21 protein-coding genes are annotated in these 26,144 nt (G+C 61.2%); 12 read left to right on the top strand and 9 right to left on the bottom strand.

The window, feature by feature from the left end:
• Nucleotides 1-127 precede the first annotated feature (127 nt).
• Nucleotides 128-1,726: an L-aspartate oxidase gene (gene nadB, locus BLS41_RS13810; RefSeq protein ID WP_074765346.1), complete on the top strand. Its 1,599-nt coding sequence runs from the start codon at nt 128-130 to the stop codon at nt 1,724-1,726.
• Nucleotides 1,727-1,818: 92 nt separating this feature from the next.
• On the opposite strand, the gene nadC is transcribed toward nadB, so the two are convergent.
• From nadC to purN, 6 genes are all read right to left on the bottom strand, one after another.
• Nucleotides 1,819-2,727 carry a carboxylating nicotinate-nucleotide diphosphorylase gene (gene nadC / locus BLS41_RS13815; RefSeq protein ID WP_074765348.1) on the bottom strand — a complete coding sequence of 303 codons (909 nt, stop codon included), beginning with the start codon at nt 2,725-2,727 and terminating at the stop codon, nt 1,819-1,821.
• Entirely contained in the window at nt 2,727-3,866 is a 1,140-nt protein-coding gene (gene nadA, locus BLS41_RS13820) for a quinolinate synthase NadA (protein WP_074765351.1), read from the bottom strand. Before nadA ends, nadC begins: the two co-directional genes overlap by 1 nt.
• A gap of 131 nt (nt 3,867-3,997) precedes the next feature.
• Entirely contained in the window at nt 3,998-5,194 is a 1,197-nt protein-coding gene (locus tag BLS41_RS13825) for a DesA family fatty acid desaturase (protein ID WP_074765353.1), read from the bottom strand.
• A 203-nt stretch (nt 5,195-5,397) separates the two neighbouring features.
• On the bottom strand, nt 5,398-6,753 hold the full coding sequence (locus tag BLS41_RS13830; RefSeq protein WP_074765355.1) for a mechanosensitive ion channel family protein: 1,356 nt from the start codon (nt 6,751-6,753) through the stop codon (nt 5,398-5,400).
• A gap of 78 nt (nt 6,754-6,831) precedes the next feature.
• Nucleotides 6,832-8,091 carry an RsmB/NOP family class I SAM-dependent RNA methyltransferase gene (locus BLS41_RS13835; RefSeq protein WP_074765357.1) on the bottom strand — a complete coding sequence of 420 codons (1,260 nt, stop codon included), beginning with the start codon at nt 8,089-8,091 and terminating at the stop codon, nt 6,832-6,834.
• Complete coding sequence (gene purN, locus BLS41_RS13840; RefSeq protein WP_074765359.1) at nt 8,088-8,741, bottom strand: phosphoribosylglycinamide formyltransferase; 654 nt, start codon at nt 8,739-8,741, stop codon at nt 8,088-8,090. The genes BLS41_RS13835 and purN overlap by 4 nt, the downstream gene beginning before the upstream one ends.
• 117 nt (nt 8,742-8,858) lie before the next feature.
• On the opposite strand from purN, the gene BLS41_RS13845 reads away from it, so the two are divergent.
• The 6 genes from BLS41_RS13845 to dut all read left to right on the top strand — a co-directional run bounded on the left by BLS41_RS13845 (nt 8,859) and on the right by dut (nt 16,303).
• Entirely contained in the window at nt 8,859-9,854 is a 996-nt protein-coding gene (locus tag BLS41_RS13845) for a bifunctional riboflavin kinase/FAD synthetase (RefSeq protein WP_074765361.1), read from the top strand.
• Between the two features lie 170 nt (nt 9,855-10,024).
• A complete protein-coding gene (ileS, locus tag BLS41_RS13850) occupies nt 10,025-12,862 on the top strand; it encodes an isoleucine--tRNA ligase (protein WP_074766532.1) in 2,838 nt (945 codons plus the stop codon).
• An 11-nt stretch (nt 12,863-12,873) separates the two neighbouring features.
• The gene (gene lspA, locus BLS41_RS13855; RefSeq protein ID WP_429249515.1) at nt 12,874-13,383 is read left to right on the top strand and encodes a signal peptidase II; all 510 of its coding nucleotides are present in this window, start codon (nt 12,874-12,876) and stop codon (nt 13,381-13,383) included.
• Between the two features lie 138 nt (nt 13,384-13,521).
• Nucleotides 13,522-14,736, top strand: a complete 1,215-nt coding sequence (coaBC, locus tag BLS41_RS13860) for a bifunctional phosphopantothenoylcysteine decarboxylase/phosphopantothenate--cysteine ligase CoaBC (RefSeq protein ID WP_074765365.1) — start codon at nt 13,522-13,524, stop codon at nt 14,734-14,736.
• 76 nt (nt 14,737-14,812) lie between these two features.
• The gene (locus BLS41_RS13865; RefSeq protein WP_074765368.1) at nt 14,813-15,832 is read left to right on the top strand and encodes an LLM class flavin-dependent oxidoreductase; all 1,020 of its coding nucleotides are present in this window, start codon (nt 14,813-14,815) and stop codon (nt 15,830-15,832) included.
• Between the two features lie 24 nt (nt 15,833-15,856).
• Nucleotides 15,857-16,303, top strand: coding sequence for a dUTP diphosphatase (dut, locus tag BLS41_RS13870; protein ID WP_074765371.1), 447 nt, complete (start codon nt 15,857-15,859; stop codon nt 16,301-16,303).
• A 131-nt stretch (nt 16,304-16,434) separates the two neighbouring features.
• Here dut and clpA read toward each other — a convergent pair whose 3' ends face one another.
• Together clpA and clpS are read right to left on the bottom strand one after the other, a co-directional pair.
• Nucleotides 16,435-18,732, bottom strand: coding sequence for an ATP-dependent Clp protease ATP-binding subunit ClpA (gene clpA / locus BLS41_RS13875; RefSeq protein ID WP_074765373.1), 2,298 nt, complete (start codon nt 18,730-18,732; stop codon nt 16,435-16,437).
• Nucleotides 18,729-19,043, bottom strand: a complete 315-nt coding sequence (gene clpS, locus BLS41_RS13880; protein ID WP_074765375.1) for an ATP-dependent Clp protease adapter ClpS — start codon at nt 19,041-19,043, stop codon at nt 18,729-18,731. Before clpS ends, clpA begins: the two co-directional genes overlap by 4 nt.
• Before the next feature lie 544 nt (nt 19,044-19,587).
• Between clpS and BLS41_RS13885 the strand changes: the two genes are divergently transcribed.
• Nucleotides 19,588-19,794, top strand: coding sequence for a cold-shock protein (locus BLS41_RS13885; protein ID WP_007180614.1), 207 nt, complete (start codon nt 19,588-19,590; stop codon nt 19,792-19,794).
• 298 nt (nt 19,795-20,092) lie between these two features.
• On the opposite strand, the gene icd is transcribed toward BLS41_RS13885, so the two are convergent.
• A complete protein-coding gene (gene icd / locus BLS41_RS13890; protein ID WP_074765378.1) occupies nt 20,093-21,349 on the bottom strand; it encodes an NADP-dependent isocitrate dehydrogenase in 1,257 nt (418 codons plus the stop codon).
• 350 nt (nt 21,350-21,699) lie between these two features.
• On the opposite strand from icd, the gene BLS41_RS13895 reads away from it, so the two are divergent.
• The 4 genes from BLS41_RS13895 (at nt 21,700) to fusA (ending at nt 26,022) form a co-directional block, all read left to right on the top strand.
• The gene (locus BLS41_RS13895) at nt 21,700-22,269 is read left to right on the top strand and encodes a pseudouridine synthase (protein WP_074765380.1); all 570 of its coding nucleotides are present in this window, start codon (nt 21,700-21,702) and stop codon (nt 22,267-22,269) included.
• A 475-nt stretch (nt 22,270-22,744) separates the two neighbouring features.
• Nucleotides 22,745-22,939 carry a hypothetical protein gene (locus BLS41_RS13900; RefSeq protein WP_074765382.1) on the top strand — a complete coding sequence of 65 codons (195 nt, stop codon included), beginning with the start codon at nt 22,745-22,747 and terminating at the stop codon, nt 22,937-22,939.
• A 143-nt stretch (nt 22,940-23,082) separates the two neighbouring features.
• Nucleotides 23,083-23,595, top strand: a complete 513-nt coding sequence (locus BLS41_RS13905; RefSeq protein ID WP_074765384.1) for a DUF192 domain-containing protein — start codon at nt 23,083-23,085, stop codon at nt 23,593-23,595.
• Nucleotides 23,596-23,916: 321 nt separating this feature from the next.
• Nucleotides 23,917-26,022, top strand: coding sequence for an elongation factor G (fusA, locus tag BLS41_RS13910; protein WP_074765386.1), 2,106 nt, complete (start codon nt 23,917-23,919; stop codon nt 26,020-26,022).
• The last annotated feature ends 122 nt before the right edge of the window (nt 26,023-26,144 follow it).

A 26,144-nucleotide genomic window follows, 5' to 3' on the forward strand; every position in this document is an offset into this window, starting at 1 on the left:
CTCTCGCGAATAGTCTTATGCCGTTCGGCCAGCTTTCGCTCGGACCTTGCGACGCGTATCCTTTCTCGTTTTAGCGGCGAGCGCATAGCGCGCCGTCATGGAAAAACGATAGACGGAGATGTGAGTAATGGAATTCGATGTGGCGATTGTCGGAAGCGGTCTGGCTGGCCTGAGCGTCGCGCTCAACCTGGCGGAGACGCGGCGGGTTGCGGTGGTCGCCAAGCGATCGATGACCGAAGGCGCGAGCGACTGGGCGCAAGGCGGCATCGCTGCGGTGCTGGACTCGGCAGACAGCATCGAAAATCACGTTCGCGATACGCTGATTGCCGGTGGCGGCCTGTGCGACGAAGCGGCAACGCGCTTTATCGTCGAGCACGGGCGTGCCGCGATCGAATGGCTGATCGGGCAAGGCGTGCCCTTTACCAAAGACGATGCCGCCGAACTCGGCTTTCATCTGACGCGTGAAGGCGGTCATAGTCATCGCCGGATCATTCATGCCGCGGACGCAACTGGCCACGCCGTGGTCGCCACGCTCAGTGAGCGCGTGCGCCGCCATCCGAACATCACACTCCTCGAAGATCACTACGCGATCGACCTGATCACGTCAGACCGCCTCGGTCTGCCGGGCCGTCGTTGCCATGGGCTTTACGCACTTGACCTGCAAAGCGGCCGCACTGTGACCATCGAAGCGCCACACACCGTGCTCGCCACTGGCGGTGCGGGCAAGGTCTACCTCTACACCACCAATCCCGACACCGCGACCGGCGACGGCATCGCGATGGCCTGGCGGGCGGGCTGTCGCGTGTCGAATATGGAATTCATCCAGTTCCACCCGACCTGCCTGTTCCATCCGTATGCAGGTTCGTTCCTGATTTCGGAAGCGGTGCGCGGTGAAGGCGGCATCCTGAAGCTGCCCGACGGCACGCGTTTCATGCCGCAGCACGACGAACGCGCCGAGCTGGCACCACGCGACATCGTCGCGCGTGCGATCGATTTCGAGATCAAGAAGCGCGGTATCGATTGCGTGTATCTCGACATCAGTCATCAATCGCCGGAATTTTTGCACGAGCACTTCCCGACGATTCTGGCGCGCTGCCTGGAATTCGGCATCGACATCACCAAAGAGCCCATCCCGGTTGTGCCGGCTGCGCACTACACGTGCGGCGGCGTCGTCACCGATCTGGCTGGTCGCACCGATCTCGCGGGCTTGTATGCCGTCGGCGAAACTTCGTGCACGGGCTTGCATGGCGCGAACCGGCTCGCCAGCAACTCACTGCTCGAATGCCTGGTGATTGGCCGCTCCGCCGCGCAGGCCATCGAGCAGGAAGGCTTCAGCGCCGCCGTCCACGCGCCGCTGCCGGACTGGGACGAAAGCCGCGTGTCCGACCCAGATGAAGAAGTCGTGGTCGCGCACAATTGGGACGAATTGCGCCGGCTCATGTGGAATTACGTCGGCATCGTGCGTACCGACAAGCGGCTGGCGCGCGCAAAACACCGGCTGGCTCTGCTGCGCGACGAGATCCACGAGTATTACGCAAACTTCAAGGTGAGTCGCGACCTGCTTGAATTGCGTAACCTGGTCGATGTAGCGTCGCTGATTGTCGAAAGCGCGCGCTCACGGCGCGAAAGCCGCGGCCTGCACTTTAGCCGTGACTGGCCAGCCACCTTGCCTAAGGCGCTGCCGACGGTTCTATCACCCGAGTACGTACGCAATCGGAACGTGTGAGGCCGGTGAGCTAAAACGAAAAGGCCGTCGCCGAATGGATTCGGCGACGGCCTTTTGATTAACGTTAATCGCGGCCACCTACGGCCTACGGATCAAACGATCCGCATCGAGTAATCCGTAGCTCGCACGTCTTTGGTCAACGCGCCAATCGACACGCGATCGACCCCCGTTTCCGCGATCGTCCGGACCGTGTCGAAATTCACGCCGCCAGACACCTCCAGCACCGCCCGCCCTGCTGTGATGCGAACCGCGTCGCGCATGGCGTCGAACGAAAAATTGTCCAGCAGGATGGATTGCGCGCGATGCGCCAGCGCGATCTCCAGTTGCTCGAGCGTCTCGACTTCGATCTGGATAGACACGCCGGCATTCAACGCCAGCGCCGCGTCCATCGCCGCGCCCGCGCCGCCGGCCGCCGCGATATGGTTTTCCTTGATCAGAATCCCGTCGTACAACGCGAGCCGCTGATTCGCCCCGCCGCCCACGCGAACCGCGTATTTCTGCGCGAGCCGCAAACCCGGCAAAGTCTTGCGCGTATCGAGAACGCGCGTTTGCGTATGCGCGATTGCATCGACGTACCGGCGCGTTGCGCTCGCGACGCCCGACAGCAATTGCATGAAATTCAGCGCATTACGTTCAGCGGTCAGCAGCGCGCGCACCGGTCCGCGAAGTTCGCAGACGGGCGTATCGGCCGTCATCAGGTCGCCTTCGCGATAACGCCACTGCACGTCGATACGCGGATCGACCTCACGCATTACCGCATTGAACCAGGGCACGCCGCACAACACGGCATCCTCACGCACGATGATGCGCGCGTCGCGCACGTCATCGGCGGGAACGAGGCGGCCAGTCTGGTCGCCTGCGCCGACGTCTTCGGCCAATGCGTCGGCGACGTTGCGCGCCAGAGCCGCGTCGAAGGCCGCGCCATACTGCGCGTGAATTTCAGCGAACAACGGCGAAACCGCGTCGAACTTATCCTGCACTACTGCGTCTATCGCCCCCATCACGCTGCTCCCACGTTCGAATACAGTTGCGCGTCGCGTGCGAGGTCACCGCTTGCCTGCACACGTTTCTTATGACGTGCGGCAAAATCCAGCATCCGGTCAATCGGCAGACGCGCTCGCTCGCCAATCGCGCGATCGACGAAAATCTCGTTGTGGCCTCGTTCGAGCACATCGGCCAGATTCGCGAGGCCGTTCATCGCCATCCACGGACAATGCGCGCAACTCTTGCACGTCGCGCTGTTGCCGGCCGTGGGCGCGGCGATCAGCGTCTTGCCCGGCGCGGCAAGCTGCATTTTGTGGAGAATGCCGAGATCGGTTGCCACAATGAAATGCGTGGCGTCGAGTTTTTGAGCGGCGTCAATCAGTTGCGTGGTCGAGCCGACCACGTCCGCCTGCTCAACCACATTGGCCGGCGACTCCGGATGCACCAGCACTTTCGCGCCGGGATATTCGGCGCGCAGCAGATCGAGTTCGATGCCTTTGAATTCGTCATGAACGAGACATGAGCCCTGCCACAGCAGCATGTCTGCGCCGGTCTTGTTCTGGATATAGCTGCCAAGGTGCCGATCCGGCGCCCAGATGATTTTCTCGCCGCGAGCATGCAGGTCGGCAACGATTTCCAGTCCGATCGACGACGTCACCATCCAGTCCGCGCGCGCCTTCACCGCGGCGCTCGTGTTCGCGTAGACGACCACCGTGCGGTCCGGGTGTGCGTCGCAGAAAGCCGAAAATTCATCGACTGGGCAGCCGAGATCGAGCGAACAGGTCGCATCGAGATCCGGCATCAGAATGCGCTTATTCGGACTGAGAATTTTCGCGGTCTCGCCCATGAAACGTACACCGGCAACGACCAGCGTTTGCGCCGAATGATCGCGCCCGAAACGCGCCATTTCCAGCGAGTCGGCTACACAGCCGCCGGTTTCGTCGGCAAGTTCCTGCAATTCTGCGTCGACATAATAGTGAGCGACAAGCACCGCCTTCTCGCGCTCGAGCAATGCGCGAATACGCGCCTTCAACGCCTGCTTTTCCTCCGCCGACGGCATGTCGGGCACCTTCGCCCACGCCTGCCCGATCCCACAGGACGTGCCCTGCGCTTGCGGCCGGTCGTATTCGACGGTCCTGATCGCCTGCTGATCCATGATCTCCTCTGCCTTCGCTCTGCCGCCGCGGACTGTCAATCGAAAGATGTTGCAGTTTCCGCGGCCCAAAAAAGCAAAACCCCGCCAACGCGGGGTTTTGTGACGTAACGAAATTTTAATAGATTTCGCGATCAAGCATAACGGCGCAGGCGCGTCGCAAAGTCTTGAAGTGCCTTGATACCGCTCTGTTCAGCGCGGTGACACCAGTCTTGCAACTGCACCAGCAGCTGGTCGCGCGATGCATTCGAGCGCTCCCACATTGCCGCGAGTTCATTGCGCATGTCGATGTACGTTTTCAGCTTCTGGCTGTTCGCAAAGATCTGCGGCAACTGACGCTTCTGCGGCTCGTCGAGGCCCGCTTCTTCCTTGTGGAACCAGCTACGGGCGCCGCGCATGACCAGATACTTTTCGCGCGCGCCGACTTCCTTCAAATGAGCCAATTCCTGACGATAAGCGCGCTTGAGCGCCTTGCCGTAACGGGCCATGACTTCGTAACGGTTAGCCAGCACGGCTTGCAGCGTGTCCTGATCGAGCACCAGCTTGCCGGTAGTCAGACGCGGCGTAGGTGCAACCTTCTTGACCTTGGCCAGACGGAACGCCGACATGATGCGGATATACATCCAGCCGATATCGAACTCGTACCACTTGTTCGACAGCTTGGCCGACGTCGCATACGTGTGGTGATTGTTATGCAGTTCTTCACCGCCGATGATGATGCCCCACGGGAAGATGTTGGTGCTCGCATCTGTCGAATTGAAGTTGCGATAACCCCAGAAGTGCGCCAGACCGTTGACCACACCCGCTGCCCAGAAGGGAATCCACACCATCTGCACGGCCCAGATCGTCAAGCCCACAACGCCGAACAGTGCGACGTTCAGCACCATCATCAGGCTCACGCCGAGAATCGGGTACTTGGTGTACACGTTGCGTTCCATCCAGTCGTTCGGCGTGCCGTGACTGAACTTGCGCATCGTTTCTTCGTTTTTCGCTTCAGCGCGATACAGTTCCGCGCCTTCGAGCAGCACCTTCCAGATGCCGCGCGTCTGCGGGCTGTGCGGATCTTCCTCTGTCTCGCACTTGGCGTGATGCTTACGGTGAATCGCAGCCCATTGGCCGGTCAGCATGCCCGTGGTCATCCACAGCCAGAAACGGAAAAAATGACTGACGACAGGGTGCAGTTCCAGCGCGCGGTGCGCCTGGCAGCGATGCAGATACACCGTGACGCCAATAATCGTAATGTGTGTCACGACCAGCGTGTACACGACGAGTTGCCACCACGAGAAGTGCAACAGACCGTGGGCAAGGAAATCGAGCAAAGAATTCAACAAGGCAATTTACCTGTGGAACGAGAGACACGAGGCACGCGCAAAATACGCGTGTCAAGAAAGTGAAAGCATACAGCGGGATTGGACGATATTCTACTTGAAGCGTTCCAAGTGTTTGTAACAAATAGGGATTTTTTGTTCGGTATCAAGAGGATAGAGGTCGGCGGCGACAAATAAAGTGTCCGCCGCCGCTCTCCGGACGCCTGTCAGTGGGCGCTGTCCGCCTGATTGGCTGCTGGAGCGGTCATTGTTACCGGCTGTGGCATTGCGTCACGGATGTTGCCGACAATCCGCACTTCGCGTTGCGCGAACGGGATGGCGATGTCGTGTTCCGAGAACAGCCGCCAGATATTTCGGTTCACGGCCGAGCGCACGCCCGACGTTCCGGTGGCCGCGTCCTCGATCCAGAAGCCGAGTTCAAGGTTGACGCCGTCCGGCCCGAAGCTCGCCAGATAAGGCGTCGGCGCCGGTTCACGCAACACACGCGGTACGCCTTCGGTGGCGCGCGCCAGCAAGGCCATCGCCTGCTCGACATTGCACGAATAGGCGACCTGCACCGCCAGTTTCGCGTAGCCCCGCGTCAGGTAGGACGACTGGTTCTGCACGACATCCGTGATCAGCTTTTCGTTCGGAATCAGCGTTTCGATGCCGTCCAGTCCGCGCACCACCGTGTAGCGCGTGCGGATCTGCGTGACCATGCCTTGCAGGCCGCTCACGTTGATCGTGTCGCCGATCCGCAGCGAGCGGTCGAGCAGAATGATGAAGCCCGACACGTAGTTGCTCGCGATTTTCTGCATGCCGAACCCGAGCCCAACGCCCAGCGCACCGCCAAAAACGCCCAGCACGGTAATGTCGATGCCGACCAGCGACAGGCTGATCAGCACCGCCGCCAGCACGAACGCCGCCCGGCCGACACGCGCCACGACCACCTTCAGATTGGCGTCGAGCGTGGTCGCGCGCATCAGGCGGTCTTCGAAGGTCGAGCCGAGCCACATCGCGACGATCATCGTGATCGCCACCCACAGCAGGCCCGTGGTCAGCGACAGCAGCGTCAGGCGCGCGTTGGCGATCCGGAAATGGACGCTGCCCATCCACGCGATCACGTCGTCCTGAATGCCCATCACGGTAAGCACCATGGCGACCCAGACGACCAGCGAAACGACCTTCTCGACGAGGAAGAGCCACGGGTGCACCTCTCCGTCGCGGCTGAAAACTCGTCGCGCGAAGAAAAATACGATGTAAATCAATGCGATGCCGAACAACGGCACGAGTGCCAGGTTCAGCAGCGCGGTATGCATGAACTGGCCGGTGATGGCTCGGGCGAGCCACACGAGCAGCGCGCCCAGCAGCGGAAACCAAGCGCGATTCAGGCTTTCCGCGCCGAAGCGCAAAGTCTGGTAACGCGTCTCACGGCGCGCGTCCAGCGTACGGCGCACCGCACGCGCAAGCAGCCACGCGATGCCGAGCGTCGCGAGCAGGATGCCGACCTGCCACAACATCACGGGCTGGCCGAAGTCGTGCACAAGGTCGCCGAACATGTGAGAAAAGATGCGTTCTTCCATGATGTTGCCGAAATCGCCGGCCCGCGCTGGTTCAACGAATGAACCCGGCGCGAGCCGGCAAACAGCCAGACGTGATGCTTAGCTCTGACGCTCGAGCACGGCGGCGAAGAAGCCGTCCGTGGCGTGGCGGTGCGGCCACAGCGACAGGTAGTCGCCCATTTCCAGTTCGATCCGCTGCTCGGCCAGCACGTCGCGCGCGGGCACCAGAGCGAAATCCGGGTGATCGGCGAGGAATTTCTGCACGACGCCTTCGTTTTCGGCTTCCAGAATCGAACAGGTCGCATAGACCAGACGGCCGCCCTTCTTCACGAGACGCGCCGCGCTCGCCAGAATCGACGACTGCTTCGGCGCCAGTTCCGCAACCGATTCCGGCGACTGACGCCACTTCAGGTCAGGATTGCGGCGCAGCGTGCCCAAGCCGCTGCAGGGCGCGTCGACCAGCACGCGGTCGATCTTGCCCGCAAGGCGCTTGATCTTCGCGTCATGTTCGCTGTCGATCAGCACCGGATTCACGTTCGACAGCCCGCTGCGCGCGAGGCGCGGCTTGAGCTTGGCGAGACGGCGCTCGGAGATATCGAATGCGTAAAGACGGCCCGTGGAACGCATTGCCGCGCCCAGTGCCAGCGTTTTGCCGCCCGCGCCCGCGCAGAAATCGACGATCATCTCGCCGCGCTTCGGCGCGACCAGCGAGCACAGCAACTGGCTGCCTTCGTCCTGCACTTCGAGCCAGCCGTGCTGGAACGCGTCGAGCTTGGTGAGCGGCGGCTTGCCGACCACACGCACGCCGAACGGCGCGAACGGCGTTGCGCCCGCCTCGATACCGGCCTTCGACAGCGCGTTCAGCACGTCGTCGCGGCTCGCCTTGATCGGGTTTGCGCGCAAATCCAGCGGCGCCGGGTAGTTCAGCGCGGCCGCCAGTTGCGCGAGTTCTGCAGGTTCGAAACGCTGACTCAGCGCCTCGCTGATCCAGCCCGGCAGATTCAGGCGAATCCGCAACGGCAGGCTTTCCGGGTCGATCATCGCGACGTGTTCGAGCCACTTCGATTCCGCTTCCGTCACGAACGGCTTGAGCGCCGAACGCCCTGCCGTCTGCATCAGACCCAGCAAAGCCATCCGGCGCGCCGGGCTGCCCGCGCCGCTTTCGGCGAGGTGAGCGAATTCCATCCGGCGACGCAGCACGGCGAAAACCGCCTCGGCGATCACGCCACGCTCGCCGTGCCCGAGCTTCGGATGCGCGCGGAAAAAGCGGCTGGTCGTCGCGTCGGCGGGACCGTTCAGTTTCAGGACTTCAGCCAGCAAAGTCTCAGTTTGTCCAATCAAAAAACCATGTAATCTCATGCGCCCTCTCCGGCGGTGTGACCGGCAAAGAGCCATTGCGGCTCTGACGGCGTAAGCGTGACACGCAGGCCATCAAGGGCAAGACGCCCTTCGACGAACCAGCGCACCGCGCGTGGATAAATAATATGTTCGGTTGCCAGCACGCGTTCAGCGAGCGTGGCGGGGGTGTCGCCCGCGATCACAGGAACCGCCGATTGCGCGACGATCGGCCCGTGATCCAGTTGCGACGTGACAAAATGCACGGACGCGCCATGCAGCCGCACGCCCGCGTCGAGCGCCTGCTGGTGGGTTTTCAGGCCCGGAAAGCTCGGCAGCAGCGACGGATGCACGTTCAGCATGCGCCCGGCGTAGTGATCGACGAAACCGGCCGTGAGCACGCGCATGAAGCCCGCGAGCACGACCAGATCCGGCGCAAAACCATCGATTTGTTCCGCCAGCGCAGCGTCGAAGCTGTCGCGGTCGGCGAACTGGCGGTGATCGACCACCGCCGTCGCAATACCGTGCGACGCCGCGAACGCAAGGCCCGCGGCATCAGGACGGTTGGCAATCACGGCGGCGATTTGCGCCGGCCAGCCTTCGTTCGAGCAGGCCCGAACGATCGCTTCCATGTTGCTTCCCCGCCCGGAAATCAGGATGACGAGTTTTTTCATTTGCGGATTTTATCATTCGGCAACACCTGAATCGCGACGCGCGAGCCGTCTGTTGCGCTGAGCGTTTATAATCGTTTGTTTTGCGGCACCTCAGCCGCCCTACTCCAACCCGCTATCGTGAGAGTCTTCCGCGGTCTTCCCAATGCCGAAAGCCGTGCGCCCTGCGCACTGACCATCGGCAACTTCGACGGTGTCCACCGCGGCCATCAGGCTCTGCTCGCCCATGTGCGCGCAGCAGCGGATGCGCGCGGCCTGCCCGTCTGCGTGATGACCTTCGAGCCGCACCCGCGCGAGTTCTTCAATCCGGCCGGCGCGCCGCCCCGCATCGCGTTGCTGCGCGACAAGCTGGAAGCGTTGCGCGCCAATGGTGTCGATCGGGTGGTGGTCGAGCATTTCAATCACACTTTTGCCAGCCAGTCGCCGGATGCGTTCGTCGAACGGATCATCGTCAACGGGCTGCATGCACGCTGGGTGATGATCGGCGACGATTTCCGCTACGGCGCGAAGCGCGCGGGCGATTTTGCGTCGCTGAAGGCAGCGGGCCAGCAATACGGCTTCGAAGTCGAGCAGATGGCGACGGTTGCCGATCCGACGGGTGCGCGCATTTCCAGCTCCGGCGTACGCGCGGCCCTGGTAGCGGGCGACCTCGATGCGGCCCGCTCTGCGCTGGGCCGCGATTATCTGATCAGCGGCCATGTCGTGCACGGCATGAAACTCGGCCGCGATCTCGGTTTCCCCACGCTCAACCTGCCGATCGCGCACAAGCGCCCGGCGCTCGCCGGCATTTTCGTCGTGCGCGTGCACGGTGTCGCCGCCGAACCGTTGCCGGGTGTCGCAAGCCTCGGCCTGCGTCCCACCGTCGACGATTCCGGCCGCGTGCTGCTCGAAGTGCACCTGCTCGACTGGCACGGCGACGCGTATGGCAAACTCGTGCGCGTCGAATTCCTGAAGAAGCTGCGTGACGAGGAAAAGTATGTCGACCTCGAAACGCTGACCAAAGCGATCGCGCGCGACGTCGTCAATGCGCGCGCGTGGTTCGCGGCCGCCGGCGCGGGTGCGCCGGGTAGCCGCTCCACCGGTTTCGCCACCTCGGCCACCGACCGAATTAGATAGCCGCCGCGGACGAGGTGTGCGTGCCGAACGCCGCCTCGTCCGTCGCTGCGCGCATCGAAAGGCGTCCGTGGATCACGACATGCCTGCCGGGCGCGCCCAACAACGCCCTCGCGCATCGTGCGCGACCCCGCGCCCTGCTGCGCATAGAACGAATTCACCGCGACCACATCATGAGCAACAAGAAAGCCGATTCGAAACCGCAGTCACGCTACCCGGTGAACCTGCTCGACACGCCGTTCCCCATGCGCGGCGATCTGCCCAAGCGCGAGCCGCAATGGGTCAAGGAATGGCAGGAACGCAAGATCTACGAAAAGATCCGCGCCGCCAGCAAAGGCCGCAAGAAGTTCATCCTGCACGACGGCCCTCCGTATGCCAACGGTGACATCCACCTCGGCCACGCGGTGAACAAGATTCTGAAGGACATGATCGTCAAGGCGCGCAACCTGGCGGGCTTCGACGCGGTCTACGTGCCGGGCTGGGACTGCCACGGCATGCCGATCGAAATCCAGATCGAAAAGCAGTTCGGCAAGTCGTTGCCGGCCGCCGAAGTGATGCAGAAGGCGCGCGCCTACGCGACCGAGCAGATCGAGAAGCAGAAGGTCGGCTTCCGCCGTCTCGGCGTGCTCGGCGACTGGGACAATCCGTACAAGACGATGAACTTCACGAACGAAGCCGGCGAAATCCGCGCGCTCGCGAAGATCATGGAAAAGGGCTATGTGTTCCGCGGCCTGAAGCCGGTCAACTGGTGTTTCGACTGCGGCTCGGCCTTGGCTGAAGCGGAAGTCGAGTACAAGGACAAGACCGATCCGACCATCGACGTGCTGTTCAGCTTCGCCGAACCGGAAAAGACCGCGCAGGCGTTCGGCCTCGCTGCCTTGCCGCGCAATGAAGGCGGCATCGTCATCTGGACCACCACGCCGTGGACCATTCCCGCGAACCAGGCACTGAACCTGCACCCGGAAATCGTCTACGCGCTGGTCGACACGCCGCGTGGCCTGCTGATTCTCGCCCAGGAGCGCGTCGAAGCCTGCCTGAAGCAGTACAAGCTCGAAGGCACGATCATCGCGACCACCACGGGCGAGAAGCTCGTGAATCTGCGCTTCAACCACCCGCTGGCATCCGCGCATCCGTCGTACAAGCGCACGGCGCCGGTCTATCTCGGCGACTACGTGACGACCGAATCCGGCACGGGTGTCGTGCACTCGTCGCCCGCGTACGGCGTGGAAGACTTCGTGTCGTGCAAGGCGCACGGCATGTCCGACTCCGACATCATCAACCCGGTGATGGGCGACGGCCGCTACATCGAATCGCTCGCGCTGTTCGGCGGACTGTCGATCTGGGCGGCGAATCCGCAGATCGTCGAAGCGCTGCAAAGCGCCGGCTCGCTGCTGCACACCGAGAAGTATTTGCACAGCTACATGCACTGCTGGCGCCACAAGACGCCGATCATCTATCGCGCGACGTCGCAGTGGTTCGCCGGCATGGACGTGAAGCCGAACGACACCGACAAGACCCTGCGCGAAACCGCGCTCGAAGGTATCGAAAACACCGCGTTCTATCCGGCGTGGGGCAAGCAGCGTCTGTTCAGCATGATCGCCAACCGCCCGGACTGGACGCTGTCGCGTCAGCGTCAATGGGGCGTGCCGATGGCGTTCTTCGTGCACAAGGAAACCGGCGAACTGCATCCGCGTACGCTGGAATTGCTCGAAGAGGTCGCGCAACGTGTCGAGAAGGCCGGTATCGAAGCATGGCAATCGCTCGATCCGCGTGAACTGCTCGGCGACGACGCGAACATGTACGAAAAGAACCGCGACACGCTCGACGTGTGGTTCGATTCGGGCACCACGCACTGGCATGTGCTGCGCGGCTCGCACAAAGACGAGCTGCAATTCCCGGCCGACCTGTATCTGGAAGGTTCGGACCAGCATCGCGGCTGGTTCCATTCGTCGCTCTTGACCGCGTCGATGATCGACGGCCGTCCGCCGTACAACGCGCTGCTGACGCACGGCTTCACCGTCGACGGCGAAGGCCGCAAGATGAGCAAGTCGCTCGGCAACGGTATCGATCCGCATGAAGTGGCGAACCGGCTCGGCGCGGAAATCATCCGTTTGTGGATTGCGTCGACCGACTACTCGGGCGAACTCGCGATCTCCGAAGAAATCCTGAAGCGCGTGACGGAAGGCTATCGCCGGATTCGCAATACGCTGCGCTTCCTGATGGCGAACCTGTCGGACTTCGACTTCGCGCAGCACGCGCGTCCGGTCGAAGACTGGCTCGAGATCGATCGCTATGCAGTCGCGTTGTCGGCGAATCTGCAGAACGACATCCTCACGCACTACGACAAGTACGAGTTCCACCCGGTGGTCGCGAAGCTGCAGACGTTCTGCTCGGAAGACCTCGGCGGTTTCTACCTCGACGTGCTGAAAGACCGCCTGTACACCACGGCGGCCGACTCGGTCGCACGCCGTTCGGCACAGACCGCGCTGTACCACATCGCGCACGGCCTGCTGCGTCTGATGGCGCCGTTCCTGTCGTTCACCGCCGAAGAAGCGTGGAAGGTGTTCCAGCCGAACAGCGAAACCATCTTCACCGAGACGTATCACGCATTCCCGGCCGTACCGGACGCAGGCGAACTGCTCGACAAGTGGACGCTCCTGCGCGCGGCACGCAGCGACGTGACGAAGGCGCTGGAAGAAGCGCGCGTCGCGAACCTGATCGGCTCGTCGTTGCAGGCCGAAGTCGAAATCCGCGCGAGCGGCGCGCGTTACGACGCGCTCGCGAGCCTCGCCGACGACCTGAAGTTCGTGCTGATCACGTCGGCGGCTAACGTCGTCAAGGTCGATAGCGAAGCGGACGAAGGCGTCGAAGTGATCGCGTCGAAGTATCTGAAGTGCGAGCGCTGCTGGCACTATCGCGCGGATGTCGGCGCGAACGCGGAACACCCCACGTTGTGCGGCCGCTGCTTCAGCAATCTGTTCGGAAATGGTGAAACGAGGAGCGCGGCATAATGGCGAGAACCATGTCGAAAAGCCCGTCGAAAACGTCTGCAGCAAGCAGTTCGCTGGCACCCTGGCTGGGCATCGCGCTCATCGTCATCCTGTTCGATCAGTTGACGAAAATCGCGGTCCAGAAGGTGTTCGCGTACGGTGTTCCGCACGAGGTCACGCCGTTTTTCAACCTGATCCTCGTCTACAACCGCGGCGCGGCGTTCAGCTTCCTCGCGATGGCGGGCGGCTGGCAGCGCTGGGCGTTCACCGCGCTCGGCGTGGTGGCCGCTATCGTGATCTGTTATCTGCTCAAGCGGCATAGCGGGCAGAAAATGTTCTGCACGGCGCTCTCGCTGATTCTCGGCGGCGCGCTCGGCAATGTGATCGACCGGCTCGCGTACGGCCACGTCATCGACTTTCTCGATTTCCACCTGCGCGGTTCGCACTGGCCGGCGTTCAATCTCGCCGACAGCGCGATCACGATCGGCGCGATCCTGCTCGTGCTCGACGAATTGCGGCGCGTACGCGGCTCATCACGCTGACACCGTTGGCTTGAGGCGGTGCGGTGCCTTTTCGGGTCCGACCGCGCTTACGCCCTGGTTTGAAACACGCAGCGGGGCGGGGTGCATCATCGATACCCCGCCCCGCTGCCCGCCACCACGCTTTGTCGGAGGCTTTCGTTGGCAACCGCAGAACTCGCAGGAAAACACCTCGTCCTCGGCATGTCGGGCGGGATTGCCTGCTACAAGATCGCCGAACTCACGCGCCTCCTGACCAAGGCGGGCGCAACGGTCCAGGTCGTCATGACCGAAGCGGCCACGCAGTTCATCACCCCCGTCACCATGCAGGCGCTCTCGGGCCGTCCGGTCTACACGAGCCAGTGGGACGGACGCGTGCCGAACAACATGGCGCATATCGATCTGTCGCGTGAAGCCGACGCAATCGTGATCGCGCCCGCCTCCACCGATTTCCTCGCCAAACTTGCGCACGGCATGGCCGACGATCTGCTGTCGACGATGTGCGTCGCGCGCGATTGCCCACTGCTCGTCGTTCCGGCGATGAACCGTCAAATGTGGCAGAACCCGGCGACCCAGCGCAACGTCACGCAATTGCGCGCGGATGGCGTCGAAGTGCTCGGTCCCGATTCGGGCCCGCAGGCGTGCGGCGAAATCGGCGATGGCCGTATGCTCGAAGCAGCGGCGACGTACGAAGCGATCGCGTCGTTCTTCTCGCCGAAGATTCTGTCGGGCAAGCGTGTGTTGTTGACCGCCGGCCCGACTTTCGAGCCGCTCGATCCGGTGCGCGGCATCACCAATCGTTCGAGCGGGAAGATGGGGTTCGCGTTGGCGCGCGCCGCGCAACAGGCAGGCGCGGACGTGCATCTGATCGCTGGTCCCGTCGCGCTCGACACGCCATGGGGCGTGTTCCGCGAAAACGTGCAAACCGCGCAGCAGATGCACGACGCGGTAATGCGCTCGGTGTCCGACGCCGACATCTTCATTGGCGTGGCCGCGGTGGCTGACTGGCGCGTCGATCACGTCAGCGAGCACAAGATCAAGAAGGCCGCCGACCGCGCGTTGCCGACCTTCTCGTTCGTCGAGAACCCGGATATTTTGGCCTCGGTCGCGAGGTTGCCGCATCCGCCGTTCGCGGTGGGTTTTGCAGCAGAAAGCGGCGACCTCGAAGTCCACGGCGAAGAAAAGCGTGTCCGGAAAAACGTGCCGCTGCTAATCGGCAACCTCGGCCCACTGACATTCGGCCTCGACGATAACGAAGTGATTCTGTTCGAAGCAGCCGGTGCCACCAAGCTGCCACGCGCCGACAAGCAGACGCTCGCGCGCGCACTGATCGCGGAAATTGCGAAGCGTCTGCCCGATACGAGTCTGATTCGCTAAAGCCGCCGCTACGTGAAAAGCGTGTGCGTCAGTCCGCGCACGCTCAGCGAATTGAATCCTCAGGAGCAGTACTGACATGACGCTACTTTCCGTGCTCGATCAAACGCCCGTGATCGCCGGGCACTCGGTGGCGGACGCCATCGCCGCCACCGTCGAACTCGCACAACTCGCCGACAACCTCGGCTACACCCGCTACTGGTGCGCCGAACATCACGGCTTGCGCGGGGTCTCGAACCCATGTCCCGAAGTGATGCTCGCGCGCCTGGGCAGCGTGACCCGGCGCATCCGACTCGGCTCCGGCGGCGTGATGCTGCCGTACTACAGCCCGTTCAAGGTCGCCGAGCAATTCATGATGCTCGAGGCGCTGTTCCCGAATCGCATCGATCTCGGCGTGGGACGCGCGCCGGGCGGCGACATCCGCACGGCCCAAGCGGTTGCGGCCGGCGACTACAATCGCGGCGACATTTTTCCGCAGCAAGTGGCCGATCTGGTCGGCCTCATGCACGGCACGTTGCCGCCCGATCACATCGCGCAAGGCGTTTTGCTGCAGCCACAAATCGAAACGCGTCCGCAATTGTGGATGCTCGGTTCCAGCGAATTCGGCGGCTTGCTCGCCGCGCAACTCGGTATTCGCTTCGCGTTCGCGCATTTCATCAATGCGCATTTCGGGCACCAGGTGGCGCTCGCTTATCGCGAGCGCTTCAAGGCGAGCCAGGAATCGCAGCAGCCGTATCTGGCCGCCGCTGTTTTCGTCATTTGCGCGGACACGGAACAGGAAGCCGCCGACCTGGAAAAAGCCGTCGATCTGCGTCGTGTGCAAATGGCATATGGACTCAACGAGCCGATTCCGTCGATTGAACAAGGCGTTGCGCAGGAATACGGCGAGCGAGAAAAACTCGTGATCGCGCGCGAGAAACCGCGCAGCATCGTCGGCACGCCTGAAACGGTCACCGAACGGCTACATGCTTTGCAGGAACAGTTCCAGGCCGACGAATTGATGGTGCTGACGGTTGCCGGCAGCTACCGCGCGCGCTTGCGCTCCTACGAACTTCTCGCCGACGCGTTCCAGCTCGGCTCGAACACCACTCAGCCCTAACCCTCAAAAACATTTCCAATCTGCATGAAACTCGACCTGAAGATTCTCGATGCGCGCATGCGCGATCAGCTCCCCGCCTACGCGACGACCGGCAGCGCGGGCCTCGACCTGCGCGCGTGTCTCGACGAACCGCTGACGCTGAAACCCGGCGAAACCGCATTGGTGCCGACGGGTCTCGCGATTCACGTCGGCGATCCGGGTTATGCGGCGCTGATCCTGCCGCGTTCGGGTTTGGGCCATAAGCACGGGATCGTGCTCGGTAACCTGGTCGGCCTGATCGACTCGGACTACCAGGGTCAACTGATGATCTCGACCTGGAATCGCGGTGAAACGACGTTCGTGCTGAATCCGATGGAGCGTCTCGCTCAACTGGTTATCGTGCCGGTCGTGCAGGCCGAGTTCAATATCGTCGACGACTTCGAGCAGAGCGAGCGCGGCGTGGGCGGTTTTGGCAGCACGGGCAAGCACTAAGCTATTGCTGCTTCGGCATCGTTCTTTCGAATGACGCCGAAACTTGCCAACCGGAGCGCCAAAAGAAAACGGCGCGGGTTTTTCAACCCGCGCCGTTTTGCTTTCTGGCGCAACTTGGGACGGCTTAAGCCTTACTCGACTTCCACCGCTTCCGGATTTGGATTGCGCGGCGCCGGATGTTCGTCGAAAGTCAACTGAACCTTGTCTTCCGCATCGACGTCGACCGTGACACGGCCGCCGTTCATCAGCTTGCCGAACAGCAGTTCGTCGGCCAGCGCACGACGGATCGTGTCCTGGATCAGACGCTGCATCGGCCGCGCACCCATCAGCGGATCGAAACCGTGCTTGGCGAGATGCTTGCGCAACGCGTCGGTGAAGAGCGCGTCGACCTTCTTCTCGTGCAACTGATCTTCCAGTTGCATCAGGAACTTGTCGACCACACGCATGATGATTTCTTCATCGAGCGAACGGAAGCTGATCGTCGCGTCCAGACGGTTACGGAACTCAGGCGTGAACATGCGCTTGATATCGACCATTTCGTCGCCGGTTTCCCGACGATTCGTGAAGCCGATCACCGACTTGCCCATTGCCTCAGCGCCCGCATTCGTCGTCATGATGATGATGACGTTGCGGAAATCTGCCTTGCGACCGTTGTTGTCTGTCAGCGTGCCATGGTCCATGACCTGCAGCAGCACGTTGTAGATGTCCGGATGCGCCTTCTCGATTTCGTCGAGCAGCAGCACGCAATGCGGCTTCTTCGTGACAGCTTCGGTCAGCAGACCGCCCTGGTCGAAACCGACGTAGCCCGGAGGCGCGCCGATCAGACGGCTAACAGCGTGACGCTCCATGTATTCCGACATGTCGAAGCGGATCAGCTCGATACCCAGCGTGAACGCCAGTTGCTTCGCCACTTCGGTCTTGCCGACACCGGTCGGACCGGAGAACAGGAACGCGCCAATCGGTTTGTCCAGCTTGCCGAGACCCGCACGCGCCATCTTGATCGCAGCCGACAGCGCGTCGATAGCCGGGTCTTGCCCGAACACCACGCTCTTCAGATCGCGATCCAGCGTTTGCAGCTTGCTGCGGTCGTCTTGCGACACGCTTTGCGGCGGGACACGAGCAATCTTCGAGATGATTTCCTCGATCTCGTTCTTGCCGATGGTCTTCTTCTGCTTCGACTTCGGCAGGATGCGTTGCGCTGCGCCCGCTTCGTCGATCACGTCGATCGCTTTGTCCGGCAGATGACGATCCGTGATGAAGCGTGCCGACAACTCAGCCGCTGCCGACAGCGCTCCCGACGAATACTTCACGCCGTGATGCTCTTCGAAACGCGACTTCAGGCCACGCAGAATCGCCACCGTCTGCTCGACGGTCGGCTCGGTCACGTCGACCTTCTGGAAACGACGCGACAAGGCCGCGTCTTTTTCGAAGATGCCGCGATATTCGGTGAACGTCGTCGCGCCAATGCACTTCAGCGTGCCCGACGACAACGCCGGCTTCAGCAGATTTGACGCGTCCAGCGTGCCGCCCGATGCAGCGCCTGCGCCGATCAGCGTATGAATTTCGTCGATGAACAGAATGGCATGCGGACGTTCCTTCAATTCCTTGAGAACCGTCTTCAGGCGCTGTTCAAAGTCGCCGCGATACTTGGTGCCGGCGAGCAGCGCGCCCATGTCGAGCGAATACACCTGCGCATCCGCCAGAATATCGGGCACTTCGCCGCGCGTAATTCGCCACGCCAGGCCTTCGGCGATCGCCGTCTTACCGACGCCCGCCTCGCCGACCAGCAGCGGATTGTTCTTGCGCCGACGGCACAGCACCTGGACCACGCGCTCGACTTCCGACTCTCGCCCGATCAGCGGGTCGATGCGGCCGTCTTTCGCCATCTGGTTCAGGTTCTGCGTGAACTGGGCGAGCGGCGTTTCTTTCTGCGCGGCGGCTTCGTCGGACTCGGCATTCGCGTCGCTCGCTTTCGCGGCGTCGGTGCTGCTCGTCTTGGCGATGCCATGCGAGATGAAATTGACCACGTCCAGACGCGTCACGCCCTGCTGTTGCAGGTAGTACACCGCGTGCGAGTCCTTCTCGCCGAAGATCGCGACCAGCACATTCGCGCCGGTCACTTCCTTCTTGCCATTCGAGGTGGACTGAACATGCATGATCGCGCGCTGGATCACACGCTGGAAACCCAGCGTGGGCTGCGTGTCGACGTCGTCCGTGCCAGGCACGGTCGGCGTGTTGTCATGAATGAAGTTGCGCAGGTTCTGGCGCAGATCCTCGATATTGGCCGCGCATGCACGCAACACTTCCGCCGCCGTTGGGTTGTCCAACAGTGCCAGCAAAAGATGTTCGACCGTTATGAACTCGTGCCGCGCCTGGCGTGCTTCCATGAACGCCATGTGCAGGCTGACTTCCAGTTCCTGGGCAATCATGCTTCCTCCATCACACACTGCAGCGGATGCCCGGCCTGCCGTGCGTGGGTAACGACTTGCTCGACTTTGGTCGACGCGATGTCCCGCGTATAGACCCCACAAACTCCCCTGCCCTCGCGATGCACCTTCAACATTACCTGTGTTGCGGTTTCACGATCTTTATTGAAGTATTCCTGCACGATCATCACGACAAATTCCATTGGCGTGAAGTCGTCGTTCAACAGCACCACCTTGTACATGGCTGGCGGCTTGAGCTTCTTCTCCTGCCGCTCCAGTACGGTGCCGTCCTGCTTGTCCGGGATAATCGCCATACACCCATTCTAAACAACTAGGACAGGCCCGCAATCCTGTCAAAACCCGGCCAACCGGCCGATGAGCCCGTTCGCTACCGCCTGATGGGTGAAACTCCGTCATGCGTGCGATTCGACGAGCCGATTGCGGAGCCGGCCCCTATCCTGATGCAGCGCGGCCGTGTTGCACCGCAGTCGGATCGAGTATCGCACAACCTGCCGGAGCCGGTTGGGACGCTCGTCAAAGCCAGACCAGCCCGGCGACCCTTAGCACAGCATGTGAGTCGATTATGCGACTTTTCAAGCGGTCCCGCTTGCGCAACCGCACATAACGGAAGCGGTAAAAACCCTGGAAACTGGCCTGTTTGCAACGCGACAACGGCATCTCAAAATTTTCTTGACACTCGAATAAAGAGCCTCAACAATCAAGCTGGCACTTTTTTCACTGAGCCATAATTCGAAAAAATGCCGATGGTGAGCTTGTGAGGAGGGAGTGGCTGCATAACGCGGTCACGGAGCTTTTCGAGGGCTCGTGGTAGTGACATGAGTTACAGGGGAAGTTGGAATGGCAACTGGTACGGTCAAATGGTTCAATGACGCAAAAGGTTTCGGATTTATCACGCCTGATGAAGGCGGCGAAGATCTGTTTGCACACTTCTCGGCCATCCAGATGAATGGGTTCAAAACCCTCAAGGAAGGCCAAAAGGTAACCTTCGAGGTCGTGCAAGGCCCGAAAGGCAAGCAGGCATCGAACATTCAGGCTCCCGCCTAAAACTGTTCGTTACCTGTCCTTTGAAACCCGGCTTCGTGCCGGGTTTCTTTTTTGGAGAAACGTTTCTAATTGCCGCCGATTTTTATCGACCGAACGCGACTCCCAATTATTGGGCACAGCTACGTCTAATACTCATTGCGCGATTTAAAATCGGTCGTGGAAATTACTACGGCGCGCAAACAGCATCTGCATTAAAGACGGGTAAATACGTAGGCAAATCGGCGGACAAAAAAATAACCCCGCCGCCTTCCGACGCCGGGGTTATTTATGCGCAATAGATTAATTCAGCGCGCAAGCCTTACATGTTTTCAATCATGACCTGACCGAATGCCGAACACGACACCTGAGTGGCGCCTTCCATCAGGCGCGCAAAGTCGTATGTGACACGTTTTTGCAGAATCGATTTTTCCATCGACTCGATGATCAGGTCGGCCGCCTCGAACCAGCCGAGGTGGCGCAGCATCATTTCCGCCGACAGAATCTCCGAACCCGGATTCACATAGTCCTTGCCCGCGTACTTCGGCGCGGTGCCGTGCGTGGCTTCGAACATCGCGACCGAATCCGACAGATTCGCACCCGGCGCAATCCCGATCCCGCCGACCTGTGCCGCCAGCGCGTCCGAAACGTAGTCGCCGTTCAGGTTCAGCGTCGCGATCACGTCGTATTCGGCCGGGCGCAACAGGATCTGCTGCAGGAACGCATCGGCAATCACGTCTTTCACGACCACGTCGCCGCCCGTCCGCGGATTCTTGACCTTCATCCACGGACCGCCGTCGATCAGCTCCGCGTTGAATTCCTTCTGCGCCAGCGCATAACCGTAGTCGCGGAACGCGCCTTCGGTGTACTTCATGATGTTGCCCTTGTGCACCAGCGTGACCGAGCGGCGATCATTGTCGATCGCATATTGAATCGCCTTGCGCACCAGCCGCTCCGTGCCTTCGCGCGACACCGGCTTGACCCCGATCCCCGACGAGTCCGGAAAGCGGATCTTCTTCACGCCCATCTCGTCCTGCAGGAACTTGATGATTTTCTTCGCCTGCTCGGATCCGGCCGGCCATTCGATACCCGCGTAGATGTCTTCCGAGTTCTCGCGGAAAATCACCATGTCGGTCTTCTCGGGTTCGCGCATCGGCGACGGCACGCCTTTGAAATAGCGCACCGGCCGCAGGCATACATACAGATCGAGTTCCTGGCGCAACGCGACGTTCAGTGAACGGATACCGCCGCCGACCGGCGTCGTAAGCGGTCCCTTGATCGACACGATGTATTCCTTGACCACCTGCAGCGTTTCTTCCGGGAGCCACACGTCCGGCCCATACACCCTGGTCGCCTTCTCGCCCGCGTAGATTTCCATCCAGTGGATTTTCTTCTTGCCCGCGTAGGCTTTCTCGACCGCGGCGTCCACCACCTTGATCATCACGGGCGTGATGTCGATACCCGTGCCGTCGCCTTCGATGAACGGAATGATCGGCTGGTCGGAAACGTTGAGCGAGAAATCGGCGTTGACAGTGATCTTGTCACCACCGGTCGGAACCTTGATGTGCTGATACGACATGATCGGACTCCAGTGAAGGCTATGCAGAAAGCTGATGGAAGACTGCGAAAATGGGTGCTCCTCGCTAAGCGCAATGCCGGACTGCCGCAAGCAGCTTGGCCGCTATTCTAGCCCACGCTCCCGTAGCGACGCGGCCACGGCGGCTCGGGGTTTTCCAACATGGACAGGGGTCGGCGGAGGCGCGGCTCGCATCTTATGTTCTATATAAGAGTCAGGATTGGCCCGATTCGCGAATGCTTTATGATTCCGGCGTCCGCTTTTCGCTCAGCAGACGGCGCGGCACGTTCTGAGCGACATCGGAACGCTGCGCGCCGCGAGCGTTTTTCGCATCACTTCTATCCGTTTCTCTTATGCGCCTTCTCGCTCTGAACAAACCGTTCGGCACCATCTGCCAATTCTCGCCGCACGAGACGCGCGCGTCGCTGGCCGACTGGGTCAAGGTGCCGGATGTTTATCCTGCGGGCCGGCTCGATTCCGACAGCGAAGGCCTGCTCCTTCTCACCGACGACGGCGCACTGCAAGCGCGCATCGCCGAGCCGCGTCACAAACTGGTCAAACGTTATTGGGCACAAGTCGAAGGCGCGGTCGATCACGCCACGCTGAAAAAACTCGCGCGCGGTGTCGATCTCGGCGACTACGTGACACGACCGTGTCGCGCGGAATTTGTCGAGCCGGGCGAATCGCTGTGGGCCCGCACACCGCCCATCCGTTTTCGCGCCGCGATACCGACGACGTGGATCGAACTGTCGATCACCGAGGGCAAGAATCGCCAGGTGCGTCGCATGACGGCAGCAGTCGGCTTTCCGACGCTGCGGCTCGTGCGTGTCGGCGTGGGCGCGCTCGATATTTTTTCGCTTGGACTTCAGCCTGGAGAAAGCGTCGAGTTGTCGTCGAAAGCACCTTGGGAAGGTGTCGTCTAACACTCCCTTACATTTAAAAACAATGCGGCGGCCGCCGGGCCCGTCACGCACGAATCGTCACTACGTGTACGCGTTTTCTCTTCGCGACACGACCTAACCCGTTGTATCCGCAAATAAAAACGCGCGTGAAACGAAGGTAAAAAAACGTGAAACACGAGCGCGCGAGATAAGCCTCAGCGCGCTCATTCGCAGCGCATCATCGTCTTATAAATTTTCCACAAAAATTACGTCAACCGCCGCGCAAGCTCACGCGTTATTCGACGCAGATGCCGCCCGAAGCTATCCGGCATTCAGCCTTAAGGGCCTTTGCACAAGCCGTTCTTGCGGTACGAGCAGGGAGTCTGAGCGCTAAACAGACGCACCGAAAATTTGTTCGATGCGGCTGTCAACCGAAAGGTGGATGGCACGTTTACCGACATGACTCTACATATAACCGGGTCATTTGGTTAATCAACTAAAGCTGAGGATTTACAAAATGAACAAACTGATCGCCGCTCTGGTCGCTGGCCTCTTCGCAACGGCAGCATTCGCACAAGCTTCGGCACCGGAAGCAGCTTCGGCAGCTCCGGCTGCAGCAGCTTCGTCGGCAAAGAAGACCACGAAGAAGGCTCACAAGAAGTCGCACAAGAAGGCAGCAGCTGCTGCAGCAGCTTCGGCAGCTTCGGAATAAGTTTGTAAAAACGCAGTCAAGAACTAGCTTCATTGCCGTTCTTACGGCGTTGAAAGGCAGATCACCGAAAGGCGATCTGCCTTTTTGTTTTTGACGCGCTCGCGTAACATTCGCTGATTAAATTCCAAGCAAGGAGTCTTGCCGTGCGATTTCCCCTGCGCTCGTTGATTGCGCGTTTCGCTGTTGCCGTTGCATTGCCGCTCGCTGCGTTGTCGTTCGTTGCAACTACTGCTGCTCCCGCTCACGCGCAGCAGATGCCGCCTGGCGCGAAGCAGCCCAGCGAATTCCCGCGCGTGAAGCTGACCGCCGGCATGTTCGTGATCGACGCCGCCGTTGCCGCGAACGATGCGGATCGCGAACAAGGTTTGATGTATCGCACGAATCTCGGTCCGAACGAAGGCATGCTGTTCGTGTTCAACGAACATGCCGTGCATTGCTTCTGGATGAAAAACACGTTGATCCCGCTGTCCATCGCGTTCATGCGCGCGGACGGCACGATCACCGACATCGACGAGATGCAGGCCGAGACCACCGACAATCACTGCCCGAAGAACAACGGCGAGTTTGCGCTGGAAATGCCGAAGGGCTGGTTCACGTCGAAGGGCATCAAACCGGGCATGAAGATTCAGGGTCTGCCGCCGCTGCAACAGCAATAAGCCGATCCGGTTTCAGCGGTCACGGAAAAAGCCGGTGCCTTTTGCGAGGCGCCGGCTTTTTTGCATTCGCGCGCCGCGGCAACGCGTGTTGCGGGATCAGGCGAAGTGCGCGCATCGCGTCATCGCGCGCCAGGTCAGCCCAACGCGGTCGCGTAGGCAAACGCCCGCCAGCAGGCGCTTGCGCCCCGCTGGCAAGATTCCTGCAAAAGACTAGCCGACGCGCTATCCTAGTAATCTTAGTAAAGCAGCACCCAGGCTCGCCGGGTAGCACAAACTGCCGTCCGGCCAGCGTTTCAGGCGCGCCATTCCAAGGAGGTTCACGTGCCCCGCAAGACTCCCATCGAGCGCTACCGGAATATCGGCATCAGCGCTCACATCGATGCCGGCAAAACCACCACCACTGAACGCATCCTGTTCTACACCGGCGTGACCCACAAGATCGGCGAGGTTCACGACGGTGCGGCGACGATGGACTGGATGGAACAGGAGCAGGAGCGCGGCATCACCATCACGTCGGCGGCGACTACCGCCTTCTGGAAGGGCATGGCCGGCAACTACCCCGAACATCGGATCAACATCATCGACACTCCGGGCCACGTCGACTTCACGATTGAAGTCGAGCGCTCGATGCGCGTGCTCGACGGCGCGTGCATGGTGTACGACTCGGTCGGCGGCGTGCAGCCGCAATCCGAAACCGTGTGGCGTCAGGCGAACAAGTACAAGGTGCCGCGCATTGCGTTCGTCAACAAGATGGACCGCGTAGGCGCCGACTTTTTCCGCGTGCAGCGGCAGATCGGCGATCGTCTGAAAGGTGTCGCGGTGCCGATCCAGATTCCAATCGGCGCGGAAGAACACTTCCAGGGCGTGGTCGATCTGGTCAAGATGAAGGCGATCTACTGGGAAGAAGAGAACCAGGGCATCAAGTTCGAATACCGCGATATTCCGGCGGAACTCGCGGCCACCGCGAAGGAATGGCACGACAAGATGGTCGAAGCCGCCGCCGAAGCGAATGAGGAACTGCTCGACAAATACCTCGGCGGCGAAGCGCTGAGCGAAGAAGAGATCAAGCACGGCATTCGCGCGCGCTGCATTGCGAACGAAATCGTGCCGATGCTGTGCGGCAGCGCGTTCAAGAACAAGGGCGTGCAGGCGATGCTCGACGCGGTGATCGACTATCTGCCGTCGCCGGTGGACGTGCCCGCGATTACCGGTCACGACGAGCACGACAAGGAGATCGAGCGTCATCCGAACGACACCGATCCGTTCTCCGCGCTCGCGTTCAAGATCATGACCGACCCGTTCGTCGGCCAGCTGATTTTCTTCCGCGTCTATTCGGGCGTGGTGAATTCGGGCGACACGGTCTACAACGCGATCAAGGAAAAGAAGGAGCGCCTTGGCCGCATCCTGCAGATGCACGCGAACGAGCGCAAGGAAATCAAGGAAGTCTATGCGGGCGATATCGCCGCAGCAGTCGGCCTGAAAGAAGCGACGACCGGCGACACGCTGTGCGATCCGAACAACGTGATCATCCTCGAAAAGATGATCTTCCCGGAGCCGGTCATTTCGCAGGCCGTCGAGCCGAAGACCAAGGTCGACCAGGAAAAGATGGGCATCGCGCTGAACCGCCTTGCTCAGGAAGACCCGTCGTTCCGCGTGCAGACCGATGAAGAATCCGGCCAGACGATCATCTCCGGGATGGGCGAGCTCCACCTGGAAATTCTGGTCGACCGGATGAAGCGCGAATTCGGCGTCGAGGCCACGGTCGGCAAGCCGCAGGTCGCATATCGCGAAACGGTGCGCAACAAGGTCGAGGACGTCGAAGGCAAGTTCGTCAAGCAGTCGGGCGGTCGCGGTCAGTACGGTCACGCGGTCATTACGCTCGAACCGGCAGCGCAGGGCAAGGGCTACGAATTCGTCGACGCGATCAAGGGCGGCGTAATTCCGCGCGAATACATTCCGGCGGTGGACAAGGGCATCGTGGAAACGCTGAAGGCCGGCGTGCTCGCGGGCTATCCGGTGGTCGACGTGAAGGTGACGCTGACCTTCGGTTCGTACCACGACGTGGACTCGAACGAAAACGCGTTCCGCATGGCCGGTTCGATGGCGTTCAAGGAAGCGATGCGCAAGGCCAAGCCGGTACTGCTCGAACCGATGATGGCCGTCGAAGTGGAAACGCCGGAAGACTTCATGGGCAACGTGATGGGCGATCTGTCGAGCCGTCGCGGGCTCGTGCAGGGCATGGAAGACATCGCCGGCGGTGGCGGCAAGCTGGTGCGCGCCGAAGTGCCGCTCGCGGAGATGTTCGGCTACTCGACATCGCTGCGCTCGGCCACGCAGGGCCGCGCCACGTACACGATGGAGTTCAAGCACTACGCTGAAACGCCGAACAACGTCGCCGAAGCCGTGATCAACGCGAAGCAGAAGTAAGCTGCGGTCGAAGCATCGACGTTGCAATGCAGCGCAACGTCGATGCTTCAGCACGGCGACCCCAAGCCCGTTCCTTGCGAACGGGCTTTTTTTCGTCCATACGACCGCCGCCGCGCCTGATC

The sequence above is a fragment of the Paraburkholderia fungorum genome (assembly GCF_900099835.1).
GTDB classification, from domain to species: Bacteria; Pseudomonadota; Gammaproteobacteria; order Burkholderiales; family Burkholderiaceae; genus Paraburkholderia; species Paraburkholderia fungorum_A.

Bases quoted from the DNA above. Each gene is read 5' to 3' on its own strand.
- BLS41_RS13895 (WP_074765380.1), top strand. From the start codon at position 21,700: ATGCGCCTTCTCGCTCTGAACAAACCGTTCGGCACCATCTGCCAATTC.
- BLS41_RS13900 (WP_074765382.1), top strand. From the start codon at position 22,745: ATGAACAAACTGATCGCCGCTCTGGTCGCTGGCCTCTTCGCAACGGCA.
- clpS (WP_074765375.1), bottom strand. From the start codon at position 19,043: ATGGCGATTATCCCGGACAAGCAGGACGGCACCGTACTGGAGCGGCAG.
- ileS (WP_074766532.1), top strand. From the start codon at position 10,025: ATGAGCAACAAGAAAGCCGATTCGAAACCGCAGTCACGCTACCCGGTG.
- BLS41_RS13835 (WP_074765357.1), bottom strand. From the start codon at position 8,091: ATGAGATTACATGGTTTTTTGATTGGACAAACTGAGACTTTGCTGGCT.
- nadC (WP_074765348.1), bottom strand. From the start codon at position 2,727: ATGGGGGCGATAGACGCAGTAGTGCAGGATAAGTTCGACGCGGTTTCG.
- icd (WP_074765378.1), bottom strand. From the start codon at position 21,349: ATGTCGTATCAGCACATCAAGGTTCCGACCGGTGGTGACAAGATCACT.
- dut (WP_074765371.1), top strand. From the start codon at position 15,857: ATGAAACTCGACCTGAAGATTCTCGATGCGCGCATGCGCGATCAGCTC.
- clpA (WP_074765373.1), bottom strand. From the start codon at position 18,732: ATGATTGCCCAGGAACTGGAAGTCAGCCTGCACATGGCGTTCATGGAA.
- nadA (WP_074765351.1), bottom strand. From the start codon at position 3,866: ATGGATCAGCAGGCGATCAGGACCGTCGAATACGACCGGCCGCAAGCG.
- nadB (WP_074765346.1), top strand. From the start codon at position 128: ATGGAATTCGATGTGGCGATTGTCGGAAGCGGTCTGGCTGGCCTGAGC.
- BLS41_RS13865 (WP_074765368.1), top strand. From the start codon at position 14,813: ATGACGCTACTTTCCGTGCTCGATCAAACGCCCGTGATCGCCGGGCAC.
- BLS41_RS13885 (WP_007180614.1), top strand. From the start codon at position 19,588: ATGGCAACTGGTACGGTCAAATGGTTCAATGACGCAAAAGGTTTCGGA.
- purN (WP_074765359.1), bottom strand. From the start codon at position 8,741: ATGAAAAAACTCGTCATCCTGATTTCCGGGCGGGGAAGCAACATGGAA.
- BLS41_RS13830 (WP_074765355.1), bottom strand. From the start codon at position 6,753: ATGGAAGAACGCATCTTTTCTCACATGTTCGGCGACCTTGTGCACGAC.
- lspA (WP_429249515.1), top strand. From the start codon at position 12,874: ATGTCGAAAAGCCCGTCGAAAACGTCTGCAGCAAGCAGTTCGCTGGCA.